This is a genomic window from Streptomyces sp. TAA204 (genome assembly GCF_000424965.1).
The window spans coordinates 408211-425431 of the sequence record NZ_AUKW01000001.1; the positions used below are offsets into that span (position 1 = coordinate 408211).

The window sequence follows — 17221 nt, forward strand, 5'->3', positions numbered from 1 at the left end:
CCTCCGCGCGGTGCTCACGACGGACGAGTGGCCCGGAAGCCATGTTGTGCGAGGATCGGGCCATGAGTGTTTTCCGCCATCCCGGGCGCCACCGCGTCGCGGTTCTCGTGCGGCACGGGCTGCTGCCCATCGAGCTGGGCATTCCGCACCGTCTGCTGGGCTGGTCCTGGGACGAGCGCGGCGAACCGCTGTACGAGGTCGTCACCTGCTCCGTCACGCCGGGCCAGGTCCGTACGGACGCCGATTTCACGGTCACCGTCGAGCACGGGCCACAGGCCCTCGCCGAAGCGGACACCGTGATCGTGCCCGCCTCCCACGACCTCGACGAGCCCTACACCGAGGGCCGTCTGAGCGCACCGCTCGCCGACGCGCTGTCCCTGATCCGGCCGGGCGCGCGCGTCGCGTCGATCTGTACGGGCGCCTTCGTGCTGGCGGCCGGCGGGATGCTCGACGGCAGACGTGCGACGACGCACTGGTCGAGCTGTGAACGGCTGCAGGAGCTGCACCCCGCGGTGAAGGTCGACCCGGACGTGCTCTATGTCGCCGACGGCAACGTGCTGACGTCGGCGGGCATCGCCTCCGGCATCGACCTGTGCCTGCACATGGTGCGCGACGACTTCGGCTCGGCCGTCGCCAACTCCGTGGCCAGACGTACGGTCGTGCCGCCCCACCGGGACGGCGGCCAGGCCCAGTTCATCGAACGGCCCGTCCCCGAGCCCGGTGGGCACACCACCGGGGCCGCACGGAGCTGGGCACTGCGCCATCTGGAGCGGCCGATCGGACTGCGGGAGCTGGCACGGCAGGAGGCCATGAGCGTACGGACGTTCACGAGGCGCTTCCGCGAGGAGGTGGGGACGAGCCCGCAGCAGTGGCTGACCCAGCAGCGCATCGAGCGGGCCCGGCATCTGCTGGAGAGCAGCGATCTGCCCGTCGACAGGATCGCGGCCGACGCGGGCTTCGGGTCGGCCTCGTCACTGCGGGTGCACTTCCAGGCAGCTCTGGGCGTCTCACCGAGCGCGTACCGGCGCACGTTCCGCGTCCGTACCGGTGGCGGAGGCGAGGGCGGCGGAAGCGGAGGAAGCGGGGGCGGAGGCGGGGGCGGAGGCGAGGACAGCGGGGCCGGGGAGCAGCGTCTCCGCACCACCGCCGCCTGAGGCGTGCGGCGGGCGGTGGGCGGACCGGCGCGTATCCGGGGTGGCGGCACGCGTGCGCACGCCGAGCGCGCGACGGACCGCGGGCCGCCACCCGTTCCAGCGCTCGGGCACCGTCTCCGCGCCCCGCGCGGACGGTACTTCCGGCCGACGAACAGCGGGCGCCGGAACACGACCCGCACTCGGCGAGGAGCCCTTCGGCTCCTCGTCGTCCCCTCGCAACGAATCGTGTACCCAAGGGTGATCAGACCGGCACTGAACGTCAACACCCTGTACCGGGATGAGCGTTGTGCCCGGAAAGCATCCTGGCCGGCCCGGAGTCCCGCACCGTCTCCGGGCCGCCACCGCCGAACGGCGCGGTCAACCGCACGGCGGGCACGGCCGGAACGGCAGGATCGAGGGGACCGGCGGGAGGAACGGGGGCGGCGGGACCAGGGGGACCGGGAGGACCGGCACAGTCGGCGGACGCCGTGACGTCCGCACCGGGCGCGACGCCACCGCCGGGCGCTCCGGCCCTCTCCCGGTCCAGTTCGCACCAGATGCGCTTGCCCACCCCCTCGCGCTGCCACCCCCAGCGGTCGGCGAGACCGGAAACCAGCTCCAGGCCGCGGCCGTTGGTGTCGTCACCGTCGACCTGGCGCTGCCGGGGCGGACGGCCGCAGCCGTCCACGACCTCGACGCGTACGGCACCGCTCGCGTGCTGTCCGGGCAGCTGTATGCGCAGCTCCGCGGGCGCACCCGTGTGCACCACCGCGTTGGTCACCAGCTCCGAGATCAGCAGCAACAGCGTCTCCGTGAGCTGTTCGTCCCTGCCGATGCCGCAGCCCGCCAGGCTCGACCTGGCCCACCTCCGTGCGCGTCCCACCTCCGCCGGGTCCGCCCCGATCTCCAACTGAACATGGAGCACCTGCACCGCTCACACCGTCCGAACTGGCAAGCACATCGCCTCGCGTCTGCCCGGGATCACGGAGTGTGACCCGCTGGAGAACAGCATGGTTGATGCATAGTTGGCACAACAAGAGCTTCAGGCATATTCAGGCGCAAAAGAGTATCCGTACTGCATACTGTGCGGCACCGTGCAGGCCGACAGGAACGAGGGCGCATCATGCCTTGTCGGCCAGTCTGCCTCAGGACTGAATTCCCCGTACGAAACGGAACGTCCGGGCGGATGCAGCGGGCGGATGCCGCTCTGCGCGCAGTGCCGGGCGTGGCAGGGGCGTGGGAACGTCCGGGCGCGGGAGTGGGCCGGGACGGTCCGCCGCACCGGCGGTTGGTCACACCGAGTGGCCGGTGCTTCCGCGGGCGTCAGCGGCTCCGCGGGCTGTGAACTCCGCGCTCCCGGCGCGGAGACCGTGTTCCGCTCTCAGGCGGAGAGAGGACCTGCGGCCGCCCCCTCCTGTGTGGCGGTGGAGAGGTCCGGATAGCAGTCGAAGAGCCGGCGCACGCCCAGCGCCGCCAGCACACGGTTGACGTGGGAGCCGTCCTCGGCGCCGCGCGCGGGCAGGATCAGTCGCAGCTGGCCGGCGCAGGAGCGCATCAGGCGACGCGACGCGATCAGAACACCGACCCCACTGGAGTCGCAGAAGAGCACGTCCGAAAGGTCCAGCACCAGACTGCGCCGTCCGTCCGCGACCGCGTCGTGCACGTGCTGCCGCACCGCGGGCGAGGTGACCAGATCCATCTCACCCGACACCCGGAGAACGGCCCACTCCCCTCGCTCCTCCTCCAACACCTTCAACGACACGTCCCGCATCCCCTTCGCTCGGCTGGGGCCTTGCCCGGGGCCGCCTTACCGGAATAGTTCCTTCCCCGTTCGGCTGCCCGTGCCCCCACGGTCAAAACGAGCCATTCACCAGACCCTATGAGCCCGCCAGCCTGTTCTCCCCCTCAATAGTCGCAGTCATACGCGTGTGACACTTCTGCAATTTCGGGTGTGACCGGTCAACGACGCTTCTTGAGAATTATCGCAACGTGACGGGACCGACACCATCAGCGATCAGCACGGGAGGCACATTGCCGCAAAGGGCCGTTGGTTGTCAGCCCCTCGCACTACATTCGAAGGGCCGCCCGCGACGAGGGGCAGCGACGAAGCAGCACGGACCGGGCTGGGAGCCACCATGGCGAATGACACACCACCGCGCTGGGACCGGAAGATGCAGCAGCGACTTGCGCGCGGCGAGGCGGCCGCGCTCGGCGAGTTGTACGACCGCTTCGCATCCCTCGTGCACAGCCTCTCCTACCGGGTGCTCGACGACGAGGACGCGGCCGACCGCACCACCCGCGACGTGTTCGGCTACATCTGGGAGAACCCGCACGCGTTCGACCCCAAGCAGGGCCCGATGCGCTCCTGGATCGCGGGAGTCACCCAGCGGCTCGCGACAGGGCGGCTGCGCCGGCGGCACCACGAGGAAGGGCCGCGGTCCCGGGAGAGGCACGCCCAGATCGAGGAGAAGGTGCGCGCCGCCTCGACCGCCGCCCGGGCCGACTACATCGTCACGTCCATGCCCGCCTCTCTGCGCGCGGCGCTCGAACTGACCTACTTCCAGCGCCGCGACTACCGCCGGACGGCACGGCAGTTGGGCGTCACGGAGGACGAGGCGAGACGGAGGCTGCGGCTCGGCCTGCAGTTGCTCTCGTCGGCGGCGAGCAGACCGCTGCCTTCGCACCACGGCAACGGACCTGGACTTCCGCAGTGAGCGGGCCGCACGGGGAAGTTCCGGACGGCGGGGACGGCGGGGACGGCGGGGACGGTCCGGACAGTACGAACGGCAGGGGCGGTACGAACGGTCCGGACAGCACGAACGGCAGGCACGGTCCGGACAGTCCGGACGGCATGAACAGCCACGACGCAACCCGCGAGTCCCGCCCGCCGCAGCGCCCCGGCGACGGCGCGGGCAGCAGCAGCGGCGCCCACCCGGCCGGTACGGCCCCGGAGGGCGACGCCTGCGGACCGCCCCGCATACCCGTGCCGCGCAGTCCGGCGGACGACGCGACGGCGCCTCCCGCCGGCATCGCGGACGGTCCGGCCGCGGCCCCTCGGCCGCCGGACGCCCCCGACACCCCCGGCATCCCCGAGATGCCCGAGATGCCCGGCGTCCCCGGTTCCGCCGAACCTGCCGCCGCCCGGCCGCAGTACGACCACCGTGTGCTGAAGTCGCTGCTCGGGGCCTGGGCGCTCTCGGCCTGCCCGGTCGAGGAGACCGCCGCCGTCGAGGGGCACTTGAGCGACTGCGGCGCCTGTGCCGAGGAAGCGCTGCGGCTGCGTGACGCGGTCGGACTGCTCCACCCCGAGGACAGCCTGGATCTGGACCCCACGCTGCGCTCCCACGTGCTGGAGAGCTGCATGACGCGCCGGCCGCCGCGCGTGCCCGTCCCCGAGTGGGCCGCCCCCTACGACGCGGAAGCCTCGCGGCTCGACGCCCTGCTGCGGGACATGGCGGACGCGGAGTGGCGGGCGTCCGTCCGGCTGCGCTGGTTCGACGGCGCGGGGCAGGCCGAGCGGGAGACGACGGTCGCCGGAGTCATCGCCCATCTGCTGGCCGTGGACGGGCTGGTCGCCGCCGCGCTCGGACTGCCCGACCCGCTCGATCTCGGCAGCGGCGCCACGGGCGGCGAGAGAGCCGGCGCCGACGCCCCAGGCGGCCCAGGCTGGACCGACGGCACTGACGGCACCGACGGCGGGAGAACCGTTGGCGCGCCACCGGCCGGAGACCGGACGGGCGCCGCCGACCGTGCGCACGGAGCGGACGGCTGCGGTTCCACGCGCGGTGTCCGGGCATGCCGGGCGGGTCCCTCAGCGCGCACGGAGAAGTTCTGGCGCTCGGACTGCGACATGCTGCGTACGCCGGACGCCCGCAGGCACTGGCGGGAACAGGGTCATGCCATGGTCCGTACGGCCTCCTTCGCCGGCGGAAGCGTCTCCGAACTGGACGTCTCCTACGGCGGCTTCGCCCTTCCCGTCCGCGACGCCCTGGTGGAGCGGGCCTTCGAATGCTGGGTGCACGCCGAGGACATCGCCGAGGCCGTCGACTACCCCTACGACGCGCCGCAGGGCGCGCACCTGCACCACATGGTTGACCTGGCGGCCCGGCTGCTGCCGTCGACCATCGCGCACCGGCGCCGCACGGGCCGCGCGGCCTCCCCGCGGCTCGCCGCAGCGGACGCCCCGGGCAGGGCGCTGCACCTGGAGGTGGAGGGCGACGGCGGTGGCGACTGGTACATCCCGCTGGACTCACCCGCGGCGCGCGTGCGACCGGCGGACGCCGTGGCCCATGTGGCCCTGGACGGCTACGAGTTCTGTCAGCTCGCCGCCGGACACGTACCGCCCCTGGAGGCGGCGGTGGGCCAGGACGGGGACCGGGAAGCCATCCGGGACGTGCTGTTCGCGGCGGCCTCCCTGTCGCGGATGTAGCCGCCGCCCCGAAGCGCATTCGCGTGGGGGAGCCTCAGGTGAAGACCACCGTGCGGTGGCCGTTGAGGAGCACGCGGTGCTCGCTGTGCCACTTCACCGCCCGGGCGAGCGCCTGGCACTCGACGTCCCGCCCGACGGCCACGAGCTGAGCCGGGGTGGCCTCGTGCCCCACCCGCTCGACCTCCTGCTCGATGATCGGACCCTCGTCGAGTTCCGCCGTGACGTAGTGCGCTGTCGCACCGATCAGCTTGACGCCGCGGGCGTGCGCCTGGTGGTAGGGCCGTGCGCCCTTGAAACTGGGCAGGAACGAGTGGTGGATGTTGATGATCCGGCCGGCGAGCTGTTTGCACAGGTTGTCGGAGAGGACCTGCATGTAGCGGGCCAGGACGACCAGTTCGACCCTCTCGTCCTCGACGAGGCGCAGCAGCCGGGCCTCACTCTCCTCCTTGCCGTCCTTGGTCACCGGAATGTGGTGGAAGGGGACGCCGTAGGAGCCGACGAGTTCGGCGAAGTCGGTGTGGTTGGAGACCACCGCGGCGATCTCCACCGGGAGGGCGCCGCTGCGCGAGCGGAAGAGCAGGTCGTTGAGGCAGTGGCCGAACCGGCTGACCATCAGCACGACCCGCATCCGCTCACCGGCGTGGTGCATCTGCCAGTCCATCTGGAAGGAGTCGCCGATCGCCGTGAAGCTCGCCCGCAGTTTCTCCACCGTGACCCCGGCGTCGGCCGAGAAGTGGACGCGCATGAAGAACAGTCCGGTGTCGTGGTCACCGAACTGCTGACTGTCCTCGATGTTGCAGCCGGTCATGAACAGATAGCTGGAGACCGCGTGCACGATGCCCTGCTTGTCCGGGCACGACAGCGTGAGGATGTACTGTCCGCGCCGGCCGGCCGGCTCCTCCCCCTCCGTCAGCTCCTCCTGCTCGCGGCGGGCGGGGTCGTCGGGGCTGTTCGCGGCAGCGTCGTGCTCTGCGCGGGCGGCGTGCGGCTGGCTCATGGGGTCAAGCCTGGCACACCCTTCGCGCGGTCATGACCGGCGCCAGGAGGTCCTCGGGGGTGGCGTTCAGACGGAATGCAGCATGGCCGCCAGCACGTCGAGCGAGCGCGGCGGCTCGTCCGGGTTCTCCTCGTCGTTCGTGGCCAGCCGTACGTGCGCGTCACGCGCGGCCCGTACCGCTTCGGGCCAGCCGTGGTGCTCCATGTAGGAGACCACGGGGGCGTCGGCGCCGACCTGGTGCATGATGCGCAGCACCCGCAGCACGGCGGTGTCGACGAGCGCGGCCTCCTGCGAGTCACGGAAGATCGTGCCGACGTACTTCTCCGCCGACCAGTTGTCCAGCCAGGTGTCCTCGACGAGGCGGTACACGGCGTCGGTGACGTCGCCGTAGCCGGGCCGGCCTGTGGCCCAGCACTCCTGCTGGAACGCGGGGTCGGAGAGCATGTGAAGCGCGGAGCGCACATTGCTGCGCCAGCGCCACCAGGGCATGTCATGGACGGGCATGGTCTCCATGGTGGTGGACCGGGGCCCGCGGCGGGAAGAGTTCACAGAACCTTGCTGCATGACCATCGACCATACGTTCCCCCCACGGCCTCCCGGCCGGGGGCCCGGTGTTCACCCCCGGGTCACGCGGAGTTGGCCGTCCGTGACGCACACGTTACGGACGGCCCGGAATCGTGCGGTGGCATGACTGTCCGTCGCCGCTCCGGCCTTCTTCGCTCCGCAGCCGCCACCGCCACCGTCACCGCCTGCGCCGTCGCGCTGAGCGGCTGCGGCGTGCTGCCCTCCGCCGCCGGGGCGGAGGACGGGCCGCTCAAGGTGATGACGTGGGCACCGCAGGGCACCAAGGCCACGAACATGCCCGGTATGCCGGCGATGGCGCGCGCGTACGCGCGCTGGGTCAACGCGGAGGGCGGCATCGACGGCCGCCGCCTGCAGGTGCTCACCTGCAACGACCACAACGACACGGTGCGCGCGGCCCGTTGCGCGAACCGTGCCGTGGAGGAGGACGTGATCGCGGTCGTGGGCTCCTACAGCCAGCACGGCCGCTCCTTCATGTCCACGCTGGAGCGCTGGGGCATCCCCTACATCGGCGGCTACGGCGTGGCGCACCAGGAGTTCACCAGCCCGCTGTCCTACCCCGTCAACGGCGGAGTGCCGGCCCTCATCGCGGGCAACGGACGCCAGCTCGCCGCCGGCGACTGCTCGCACGTCTCCCTGGTCCGGCCGGACACCATCGCGGGCGACCAGCTCCCCAGGCTGATCAACGCCGGCCTCGAGGGCAGCGGCACCGGCCCCGTCACGGACGTACGGGCACCGGAGGACGCCTCCGCGTACTCCCGGCAGGCACGCCGGGCACTGGAGGGTGCCGATGCCTCCGGCGGTGCGCAGGGGCAGGCCGAGGGCGGCGGCGAGGCGTCCGGACCGTGCGTCACCGCCGTTCTGGGCGGACGTACCGACACCTTCTTCGACGCCTTCCGCAGGCTGCGCGAGGACTCCCCGCGGGTGCGCACGGCGTCGGTGCTGGGCAGTGTGCGGCAGTCCCTGGTGGACCGGTCCGGAGGGCGGAGCAGCCCGCTGGAGGGCGCGTACGCGACGGGCTGGTACCCCTCGGCGGACGACGCCCGCTGGAACCGGATGAAGGGCGTCATCGAGCGGCACGCCTTCGGGGACAACCGGGTCCAGGACTCCGACCCGGGCGTGCAGACCACATGGGTCGCCTACACGGTGCTGCGCCATGTCCTGGAGTCGCTGGACGGTGAGGCCGCCACCGCCAAGTCCGTACGGCTGGCCCTGGACCGCGGTGAACCGGTCGGGACGGGCGGGCTGACGCCGAAGCTGAACTGGGGCTACGACAACATGCTCGCCGCCCGCGACTTCCCGCGCCTCGTCAACGCGATGGTGACCTACCAGCGTGTCCGTGACGGGAAGCTGACGGCGGTGCACAAGGGCTTCGTCGACGTGCGGGAGACGCTGGAGCGCGGAGCCGACGCCTCCTGAAAGCGCGGCGGCTCGCCGCGCCACGTCACAGCTGGCCGAACTCCCGCTTCTTCAGGCCGTACTTCTCGGCCGTGGGATTCCACAGCCCGGCCGCCTCCCTCTTGGCGGTGGTCGCCTCGCCGCTGGCACGCGTGCCCAGACCCGTGTGCGAGGTCACCCGCGCCTTGCCCTTGCGGCAGCCCTTCTTGCCCGCGGTCTGATCCGCCCACGCCGCGTAGTGGTTGTCGGCGGAGGCTGAGGACTTCCACGCCCGCGTCAGAGCTGACCTCAGCTTCGTGCTGGCGGGGATCGCGTCGGTCTCCAGGTCACCGAGCCGGGTCACGAGCCCGTTGCGCTGCTGGGCCGCGGCACGCAGATCGGCGGCGGCCTTGCCGAGCTTCTTGCACGCCTTGATGTTCTCCACCGAACGGACAACAGCCGTACGGCTGTTGTTGCTGTCGGCGAGAAGCTTGTCGAGCTCCTCGGCCTGCGCCTCGGCGGGGTCGACAGCGGCGGAGGACTTCTTCTCACCGGAGTTGGGCGAGGACGCCTCGCTCTTGGCCTTCTCCCCCTCGCCCCCGCCGCTCAGGGCGGCGCCCGCGGCCACGCCGATACCCGCGATGAGCACGACACCGATGGCGATCAGCACGACGGGAGACATCCGGGAGGCCCCGCCCCGCTCGGCGTTACGGCGGGCGGCACGGCCCTGCGGCTCGTACGGGCCGGAACCCCCGCCGCCGTTCCGTGCGTTCGGGCCCTGCCCCGCGACGGCGGCGTCGAAGACGGGCAGGCTCTGCGTCGAGCCGGGTTCGTCGGCGCCCGCGGCAGCCGGCCGGGCGGGCTCCGCCCGGAAGAGACGGTCGAACTCCGCGGGAGTCTGCCGCGGTTGCCCGTCGCCCTGGTCCGCGCCGTACGCACCGGAGCCGCCGCGTCTCTCGGGCGGCAGCGGCGAACGGAGCATCGTCGTCGATTCGGCGTCCTGGGCCGCCCCGGACTGCGGCGGCAGCATCTGCGTCGCCTCGGCGTCCCCGGCGGGAGGCGGAGGTCCCGGCTGCGGCACGGAGTGCTGTCCGGGCTGGGGCCCGTCGGTGACGGGGGGTATGTACTGGGTGGCGTCGCTCGCGGAGAGTGACGGCGGCTGCGAGGGCTGCGCGGCGGTGTAGTCCTGTGCGGACAGGCCCTGTTGAGGCGGCAGCATCTGCGTCGCATCGGCCCCGCCGGCGAACGGCTGCTGCGCGAAGGGCGTCTCTCCCGCCGTGTAAGGCTGCGGCGGCACCTGCGGTGGCGGCGGTGCCTGCGGTGGTGGCTGAGCGGGCGGAGGCGGCAAGTGGGAGTCCCCGTAGAGGGACTGACCGCCGTGCGGGGCACCGGGCGGCGGCATCCCCTGGGAGAGCATGCCCTCCGAAGCCCCCGTACCGCCCCCGCGGTGCCTGCCCCGGGGAGCGGGGCCCGCACCGTCCGCGCTCTCCGGCAGCGCGTGCTGCGGCGGACTGACGGCTGGCGGCTCGGCGGGGGCGTGCGGAGGCAGGGGTGGCGGTCCGGCGGAGTACTCGGGGAACGTGTGAGCCGGCTGCGGCCCCCAGGGGTCGCCCCACGGCTGCCCGGAGGGGGGCTGCATCTGTGACTGGGCGGCCTGTCGCTGCTGTTCGGGGGTCCACGGCTCGCCGTTCGCCGGCAGCACGACACCCTCATAGAGGGGCTTGTCGCCCTGACCGCGTCCGCTCTGCGCTGTCACCCGGGGCTCCTCGATCAACCTGGCTACCGGAACGTCGGGTCACGCTACCGGGTCGCTCGGATGCTCGACCACGCAGCTGATGGGGTGACACCAACCCTTCACCTCAGATAAGGAGCAGAAGCGAACATAACCGCCCTTAATCCATCGCGAGATGATCCACTCGCGCCAGGAACTCCCGCACGACCGGCTCCTTCACAAAAGGCACAAGTTGCCGACGAAGATCCTCCAGGTACTCACACCCCAGGCTGGAGCGCAGCGTTGCGAGCAGTTCCGCCGCTTTCGTCCCGGTTCGGCAGGCGTGTTCAAGCTCACGCATGTGCGCCTGCGCGGACGCCAGCAGCAGCAGCCCGACGGCACGCCGCCGCACGCGGCTGGGCGGACACCCCGCCAGCGCCTCCTCCGCCCGCTCGGCCGTCTCCCGCGGCCGGCCCAGGTCCCGGTGGCAGTGGGCCAGTTCGCCGGCCAGACAGGCGCGGTCGAAGTGTGCGATCCACGCCGGGTCGCCATCCGTCGCGGCCCCCGCCTCCGCCTGCTCCATCGCCGAGAGCGCCTCACCGGCGCACTCACGGAAGGCACGTCCGTCCCCCGTCAGGGCGTGCCCCCGCGCCTGTGCGGCACAGAACATCGCGAGCGTACGCGGCGTCACGAGCCCCCTCGTCCCTTGCTGCGCCGTACGGGCCAGCTGGGCCACCTCACGCGGGTCCTCGAGAGAGGCGGCCAGGTGGCTCATGCCGGCGGCCAGCACGTACCCGCCGAGTGCGCGGTCGTCCGCCGCCTGCGCCAGCCGCAGCGCCTGTACGTAGCAGCGCTGGGCCAGGCCCGCCCGGCCCGTGTCGAGGGCCGTGTAGCCCGCGAGTTCGGTCAGCCGCGCCGCAGCGGCGAACAGGGCGCGCCCCACCGCCTCCGTGTACGAGCCCGTCAGCAGCCCGGAGACGACGCTGTTGAGGTAGTGCACGACGACAGGACGGACGTGGCCCCCGCCGAAGCGGTGGTCGAGCTGCGCCAGGGAGCAGGTCGTCGCCCGCACCGCCGCCACGTCGGACATTCCCACCCTCGCGCCGGCATCCCGCGCGACATGGACGTCCGGCGGGGTGACGAGCCAGTCGCGGCTGGGCTCCACGAGGACGGAGACGGAACCGGCCGGCCCGCACAGGGCTCCGCTCCGTCCCGCGTCGCAGCGCCACAGCTCGCAGACCTGCTCGACGGCGGCGGCGACGGCGTGCGGGAAGGAGAGGCCGACACGTGACGCGGCACCCCCGACGCCGTCCATGCCGATCTCCTCCAGGGTGACCGTGCGCCCCAGCTTGCGTCCGAGCGCCTCGGAGATGACGAGAGCCGCGCGGCCGCGCGGCCGCTGCCCCCGCAGCCAGCGGGCGACGGAGGTCTTGTCGTACCGCAGGTCCAGGCCGTGCTCCGCACCGCACACGTTGACGCGTCTGGCCAGCCCGGCATTGGAGCAGCCGGCCTCCTGGATGAGTGCCTGGAGCCTTTCGTTGGACTGCCGAGCGGCCGGCGGCCTGGCGGCCATGATCCTCCCTGGAGGAACGACACCGAATGATCACTGACCGGGACATTTGCCCACGGTCCGGCCCACACAGGCACTTCGCGGCACTGTGCGCCGAAGTGGTGATTCCCCCTCACGCCGGGCATCTGACCGTGCGCCCCCACGCATGTACCCGTACGCCCCGGGCCGCACCGGCGGCGCCCACCGGTGCGCCCCCGACCGTCCACGGCGCTCCTGGCGGCACTCCTCCCGGCGGCCGTACCGGGGGGAGGCCCAGGGGGATGGCCAGGGGAGGTCCAGGGGGGAGGTCCGGGGAGGAGAGGGAGGGACCTCAGCCGTTCGGGGGAAGCACGGCCTGCAGGAACGGTTCGACGACGCGGCGCCAGTCGGCCGGCTGTTCCAGGTGCATGAGATGACCGCCCTCCGGCACCTCCGCGTAGATGCCGCGCGGAAGCACCCGCACCATCTCCTGCGCCTCCGCGCGCCCCAGTTCACCGTCGACGGCCCGTACGACGAGCGTGGGGCAGGTGACGCGGGCCAACTCGTCCCAGTGCGCGTCGTGCACCCACGCCTCGCGCACCGCGAGCATCTGACGGCGGGAGAAGACCGGCCGCCAGCCGTCCTCCGCCTCCGCCATCACCTCGGCGAAGAAGTCGCCCCTGGACGGCAGCGGCCGCTCCAGCGAGGGGTCCTCCTCGCCGAACCACTTGCGGACGTCCGCGAGCGTGGCGAAGGGCACCGGCCAGGAGGCGAACCACTGCTCCCACTCACGCTGCGACTGCTCACCCAGAGCGGAGGCCTTCATGTCGCAGATGACCAGCGCGTGCACGAGGTCCGGCCGCTTCGCCGCGAGCTGCCAGGCGGTGAGGGCACCCATCGAGTGACCGACGAGTGCGAGCGGGGCCAGACCGAGCTGTTCGATCGCGGCCTCCGCGTCGCGGACGAAGGACTCCCGTGCGAAGTCGCCGTCTAAGGGGCTGTCGCTGCGCCCGTGGGCGCGCTGGTCGAGGCCGACGGCGCGGTACCGCCCCGAGAGCCAGCGGGCGGTGTCGGCCCAGTGCGCCGCACGGCCCATCAGCCCGTGCAGTAACAGCACGCCTTTCGGGGCCTCTTCCGCCTCTCCGTCCCCGGGTGCACCGGCGTCGCGCGCGGAGGTCCCCGTACGGGCGGCCGGGCGCCCGGGCCGGAGCGCCGCACCCGCGCCCACGGCCTTCCCCCGCGCCTCTCCCGGGTCGGAGCTGCCCTTGGGCGGGTCCGCGAACTCCCAGGCGGCGAGCCGGAGTCCGTTCGAACCAGTCACGTTGATCCGTCGCACCATGCGTCCTGGCACCCCCATTCCGTCTGCCCGCTCCGCCACGCTATCGAACTTCTATTCGAACACGCCGTCGTCGTGGAGAAACCCCTACTTTCGAGTGACCGCGCTCGAAGGTTGGCCACCGAGGCCACGGGGAGACAGCTACCGGGAGGAGGGCCGACCCTGAGAGCTCGGGGCTCCGGGTCGCCCCCGGGGGACGAGGGGAGGCGGGGCCCCGGCTGCCGAAGGCGCCGGGGCCCTCGTCGACGGCCCCGCGAACCAGGGTTCTTCGAGCAGCCGCCGGGGCGGCTCCCCCGGGCGGTCTCCACCGACACGACTTCCGGCAGGCTCTTCGCCCCGGAAGGTCACCGCCTCCGCCGCCGCGGGAGAAAGCGGCCCCGCCTCCCGCCCCGCAGCCCCGCTCCGCCCGGTCCATCACGGCTCCCCTCCGCCCGTACACGCACACGCAGCGTCGAACGCCGGATGCTTGGGCCCTCGGTCTACCGCAACTTTCGTACCACCGGGGCTGTTTGGGAAGATACTCCGCTTCGAGCCGGATACGCCCCACGGCCCGGCCGCCGGCACCGGCAGCAGCGCCGGGCAGCGTCCGTCCAGGGAACTCAGCGCCGCGCCACGAACACGTGCGCCGCGATGTCCGAATCCAGTTCGGCCGCCTCCCCGCTGCTGCCGATCTGCACACCGCCGGTCGCCCCGGCGTTCACACTCACCACGGCGCCGGGCTGCACACCGGCCCGCCGCAGCGTGTACATCAGCTGGGAATCCATCTGGATCGGCTCGCCGATGCGCCGTACGACGACGGTCTTGCCGTCGCCCTCCGCCCCCAGGTCCGTCAGGCTGACCATGCTGTCGTCCAGGAACGCCTCCGCCTCCGCCTCCTCACCCAGCTCCTCCAGTCCGGGGATGGGGTTGCCGTACGGCGACTCGGTGGGGTGGCGCAGCAGCTCCAGCACACGGCGCTCGACCGCCTCGCTCATCACATGCTCCCAGCGGCACGCCTCCGCGTGGACCTGCTCCCACTCCAGGCCGATCACGTCGACGAGCAGGCACTCGGCCAGGCGGTGCTTGCGCATGACGCGCGTGGCCAGCCGCCGCCCCTCGTCCGTCAGCTCCAGATGACGGTCCCCGGCGACCTTGACCAGCCCGTCCCTCTCCATGCGCGCCACCGTCTGACTCACGGTGGGGCCGCTCTGGTCGAGGCGCTCGGCGATACGGGCACGCATGGGAACGACGCCTTCCTCCTCCAGCTCCAGAATGGTGCGGAGATACATCTCCGTGGTGTCGATCAGTCCGGACATGCGTGCCCCTCGTCGGTTCGTGCGGGTGGCCCCTGCTCCAATTCTGACGCATCGGAGGGACAACCGTCCCTCCGTGTACGAGATGCTCTCTTGACAAGGCAGTGGTCCAGACCTCACCGTGACCGCGGCGAGCACCGGGGCCGCGGACGGAGGCCCGCCCGCCTCCCCGGCGGGACGAGGGCGAGGGGACCTGCGGGATGAGTGACAGCACACCGGCGAGCGACTTCTTCGACGCCGCGGCGGCCCTGCTCCAGCAGGTCGGAGAGCTGGAGGCGGAGTCCGTGGCCGAGGCGGGCGCGCTGCTCGCCCGCACCGTCGCGGAGGGCGGACGCGTCTTCGCCTTCGGAGCGGGCCACTCCTCGCTCCCCGCCCAGGACGTCGTCTACCGCGCGGGCGGTCTCGCGGTGATGAATCTGCTCCCCGTACCGGGTGCGGTGGGAGTCGACGTACGCCCCGCCACGCTCGGGAGCGCGCTGGAGCGCGTGGACGGCCTGGCCACCGCCGTGCTCGACGCCGCCCCCGTGCGCGCGGGCGACCTGCTGTTCGTCATATCCCTCTCCGGCCGCAACGCGCTGCCGGTGGAGATGGCGGCGCACGCGCGCTCGCTCGGGCTGAGCGTCGTCGGCCTGACCTCCGTCGCCTACACCCGGGACACCGTCTCCCGGCACTCGTCCGGCACCTTCCTCAAGGACCACTGCGACATCGTCCTGGACAGCCACATAGCCGTCGGCGACGCGGAACTGACGGCCGAGGGCGTCCCCGCCCCCTTCGCACCCGCGTCGACCGTGGTCACCAGCGCGCTGATGCAGGCAGTGGTCGCGACCGCCGTGAGCGATCTGGCCGCGAGCGGCGCCGAGGTGCCGATGCTGCGCTCCGGGAACGTCGACGGCGGCCACGCGTGGAACGAGGGCGTCATGAAGCGGTACGCCGACCGGATCTTCCACAGCTGACGGGCCTGCCGGCACCGCCTCCCCCACGGCCCGGCCGACGGCCGGCGCCCCGCCGCTCAGCCCCCGGAGCCGCCCTGCCCCCGCCCCCGCGCATCCGTCTGCGCCAGGTCGACCACCGCTCCGATGCGTACCGCGATGTCCTCGGCGTACGCGGCGTCCGTACGGTCGAAGGAACGGCGGCTCGCGCCGCGCAGGAACGTCACCACACCCAGGGTGCGGCCACGGCTGCGCAGCACCGCGCACAGTCCGTGCCTCGTGCCCTCCGGCCACTTGCGGGCCGCGGCCCACCCTTCCGGCACGCCACCACCGCCCGCGCCGCCCTCACCGCCGGCCGGAGCGACGCTGCCGACACTCGCGCGGACCGAACCGCAGCGCGCGTACGCCTGCAGCACCGGGTGACCCTCCGCGTAGCCCACGGGGATACCGCTGGGAAGGCCGCTCTGAGGGGCGGGCAGCGGTCCCGGACCGGAGGCCGGCGTGACCGCCGCACGCACCAGCCGCGCCGCGGCGGCGGACTCGTCGGCGCTCCCCCGCGTGCCGGCGTCGACAGCGCCCTCGGCGCTCTCGACGCTCCCGGCATCCTCGCCGGCGCCGGCGGTGCCGTCCCCGCAGGGAGGCAGGACGAGGTCCAGCAGGGCGTGGTCGGCGAACCCCGCCAGGGCGAAGTCGAGATGGATCGTGGCCGCCTCCATCGGGTCCTCGCTCTCGGCGGCGGCACGGGCGGCCCGGTGGAGCTGGTTGTCGCGGAAGCGCAGCCGTGCTGCCTCCTGCTCGGCGCGCTTGGACTCGGTGACGTCCTGGAAGAGCCATGCCACCCCCAGCGGCACCGGCTCCTCGGCCAGCGGTGAGGCCAGCCGCAGAAAGCCGCTGCGCCAGCACCGGGCGGCGCCGGTGCCGCCCGCGCCCGCTTCGGCGCCGGGCTCGTCGGGGGCCGTACGGCTGCCCGGCCGCAGCGTCACCCAAATCTCCGACGGCGCGGACGGCGGGCCTTCCGCCAGCACGTGCTGCAGGGCGCCCTCCAGCTCCTCCGCTCCCCGGTCGATCAGCTCACCCAGCGGCCGTCCGAGCATCGCCGCGCGTGAGACGCGGAAGGCGTTCCCCGCCGAGACGTTGACCACGGCGGGACGCAGGTCCGCGTCGACCAGGACCACGCCCCAGGTCGCTTCCTCGAAGAGCCCTTCGCTCAGTGCGATGGAGCGCTCCAGGTCGATCTGGGTGTGCACTTCGCTGAACGCGCAGTAGACGCCCGTCGGACGGCCGTCCGCGCCGGAGACGCCGGAGGACTGGGTGCGTACGAGAACCCGCCCGCCGTCCTTCTTCAGCAGCGCGAACTCGTGGACCTGACGCCCGGGGGCGTGCATGGCGCCCAGCAGCCGCGCCTCCACGGCCTCGGCGTCGGCCTCTCGCAGCGCCCACCCGGCCAGACCCTTGCGGCCGACGGCTTCCTGCTGGGTCCAGCCGAGGATGCGTTCGGCCTCGCGGTTCCAGTGAGTGACGACGCCGTCCGCGTCGAAGGCGCAGAGCGCGGCGTCCATGCCGTCCAGAAGGGCGGCCAGCAGCAGTTCGTCGTCGGGCCCGCCGTCGTCGTCACCGTCGGACGACGAGGATGCGTGGGTCTTGAATTGAGCGGACAACCAATCACCCCCAGCTCGACGCGCGATCACCGCTGCCTGCCGCTGCGCGCAGGGATCATTCAACTCGAACGTGACGCAGCGCACACGGGGTTCCACGAAATCGTTGCGGCCCCGAAATCGCTTGCGGCCGTGCGCGGCGCTGCCTAACGTGCGGTGCACACGAGAAAGGAGGTGATCCGGTAGATGAAGCACACCCGGACGCGTGAGGTGGCTGCGGCCTAGCGCCGACGCCACAGTGTGACGCCGGTG

General features: G+C 72.6%; 13 protein-coding genes and 1 pseudogene. 5 read left to right on the plus strand and 9 right to left on the minus strand.

The window, feature by feature from the left end:
* Positions 1-62 precede the first annotated feature (62 nt).
* A complete protein-coding gene (locus H343_RS28310) occupies positions 63-1154 on the plus strand; it encodes a helix-turn-helix domain-containing protein (RefSeq protein ID WP_078504917.1) in 1092 nt (363 codons plus the stop codon).
* 457 nt (positions 1155-1611) lie between these two features.
* Here the strand turns inward: H343_RS28310 and H343_RS35170 are convergent.
* Positions 1612-2064, minus strand: a pseudogene (locus H343_RS35170) (ATP-binding protein); the annotation flags it as partial.
* A 450-nt stretch (positions 2065-2514) separates the two neighbouring features.
* Positions 2515-2904: an STAS domain-containing protein gene (locus tag H343_RS0101750; RefSeq protein ID WP_199778848.1), complete on the minus strand. Its 390-nt coding sequence runs from the start codon at positions 2902-2904 to the stop codon at positions 2515-2517.
* 364 nt (positions 2905-3268) lie between these two features.
* Here H343_RS0101750 and H343_RS0101755 point away from each other — a divergent pair, with 364 nt between their 5' ends.
* Positions 3269-3847 carry a sigma-70 family RNA polymerase sigma factor gene (locus H343_RS0101755; RefSeq protein WP_028429732.1) on the plus strand — a complete coding sequence of 193 codons (579 nt, stop codon included), beginning with the start codon at positions 3269-3271 and terminating at the stop codon, positions 3845-3847.
* A gap of 137 nt (positions 3848-3984) precedes the next feature.
* Positions 3985-5562, plus strand: coding sequence for a hypothetical protein (locus H343_RS35740; RefSeq protein ID WP_486586746.1), 1578 nt, complete (start codon positions 3985-3987; stop codon positions 5560-5562).
* 34 nt (positions 5563-5596) lie between these two features.
* On the opposite strand, the gene purU is transcribed toward H343_RS35740, so the two are convergent.
* Together purU and H343_RS0101770 are read right to left on the minus strand one after the other, a co-directional pair.
* Positions 5597-6559: a formyltetrahydrofolate deformylase gene (gene purU / locus H343_RS0101765; protein ID WP_078504918.1), complete on the minus strand. Its 963-nt coding sequence runs from the start codon at positions 6557-6559 to the stop codon at positions 5597-5599.
* 66 nt (positions 6560-6625) lie between these two features.
* Positions 6626-7072: an SCO4402 family protein gene (locus H343_RS0101770; RefSeq protein ID WP_028429735.1), complete on the minus strand. Its 447-nt coding sequence runs from the start codon at positions 7070-7072 to the stop codon at positions 6626-6628.
* Positions 7073-7246: 174 nt separating this feature from the next.
* Between H343_RS0101770 and H343_RS0101775 the strand changes: the two genes are divergently transcribed.
* Complete coding sequence (locus H343_RS0101775; protein WP_028429736.1) at positions 7247-8560, plus strand: ABC transporter substrate-binding protein; 1314 nt, start codon at positions 7247-7249, stop codon at positions 8558-8560.
* Positions 8561-8585: 25 nt separating this feature from the next.
* On the opposite strand, the gene H343_RS0101780 is transcribed toward H343_RS0101775, so the two are convergent.
* The 4 genes from H343_RS0101780 to H343_RS0101795 form a co-directional block, all read right to left on the minus strand.
* On the minus strand, positions 8586-10274 hold the full coding sequence (locus tag H343_RS0101780; RefSeq protein ID WP_028429737.1) for a hypothetical protein: 1689 nt from the start codon (positions 10272-10274) through the stop codon (positions 8586-8588).
* 136 nt (positions 10275-10410) lie between these two features.
* Positions 10411-11802 carry an NsdA family TPR-like regulatory protein gene (locus tag H343_RS0101785; RefSeq protein ID WP_028429738.1) on the minus strand — a complete coding sequence of 464 codons (1392 nt, stop codon included), beginning with the start codon at positions 11800-11802 and terminating at the stop codon, positions 10411-10413.
* A gap of 307 nt (positions 11803-12109) precedes the next feature.
* Positions 12110-13096 (minus strand): alpha/beta fold hydrolase, encoded by a 987-nt coding sequence (locus tag H343_RS0101790; protein WP_028429739.1) that lies wholly within the window; start codon positions 13094-13096, stop codon positions 12110-12112.
* Positions 13097-13692: 596 nt separating this feature from the next.
* The gene (locus tag H343_RS0101795) at positions 13693-14388 is read right to left on the minus strand and encodes an iron-dependent transcriptional repressor DtxR (protein WP_028429740.1); all 696 of its coding nucleotides are present in this window, start codon (positions 14386-14388) and stop codon (positions 13693-13695) included.
* A gap of 197 nt (positions 14389-14585) precedes the next feature.
* Here H343_RS0101795 and H343_RS0101800 point away from each other — a divergent pair, with 197 nt between their 5' ends.
* A complete protein-coding gene (locus H343_RS0101800; protein WP_028429741.1) occupies positions 14586-15338 on the plus strand; it encodes an SIS domain-containing protein in 753 nt (250 codons plus the stop codon).
* 56 nt (positions 15339-15394) lie between these two features.
* On the opposite strand, the gene H343_RS28320 is transcribed toward H343_RS0101800, so the two are convergent.
* Positions 15395-16972: a PAS domain-containing protein gene (locus H343_RS28320; protein WP_051264448.1), complete on the minus strand. Its 1578-nt coding sequence runs from the start codon at positions 16970-16972 to the stop codon at positions 15395-15397.
* Between the last annotated feature and the right edge of the window lie 249 nt (positions 16973-17221).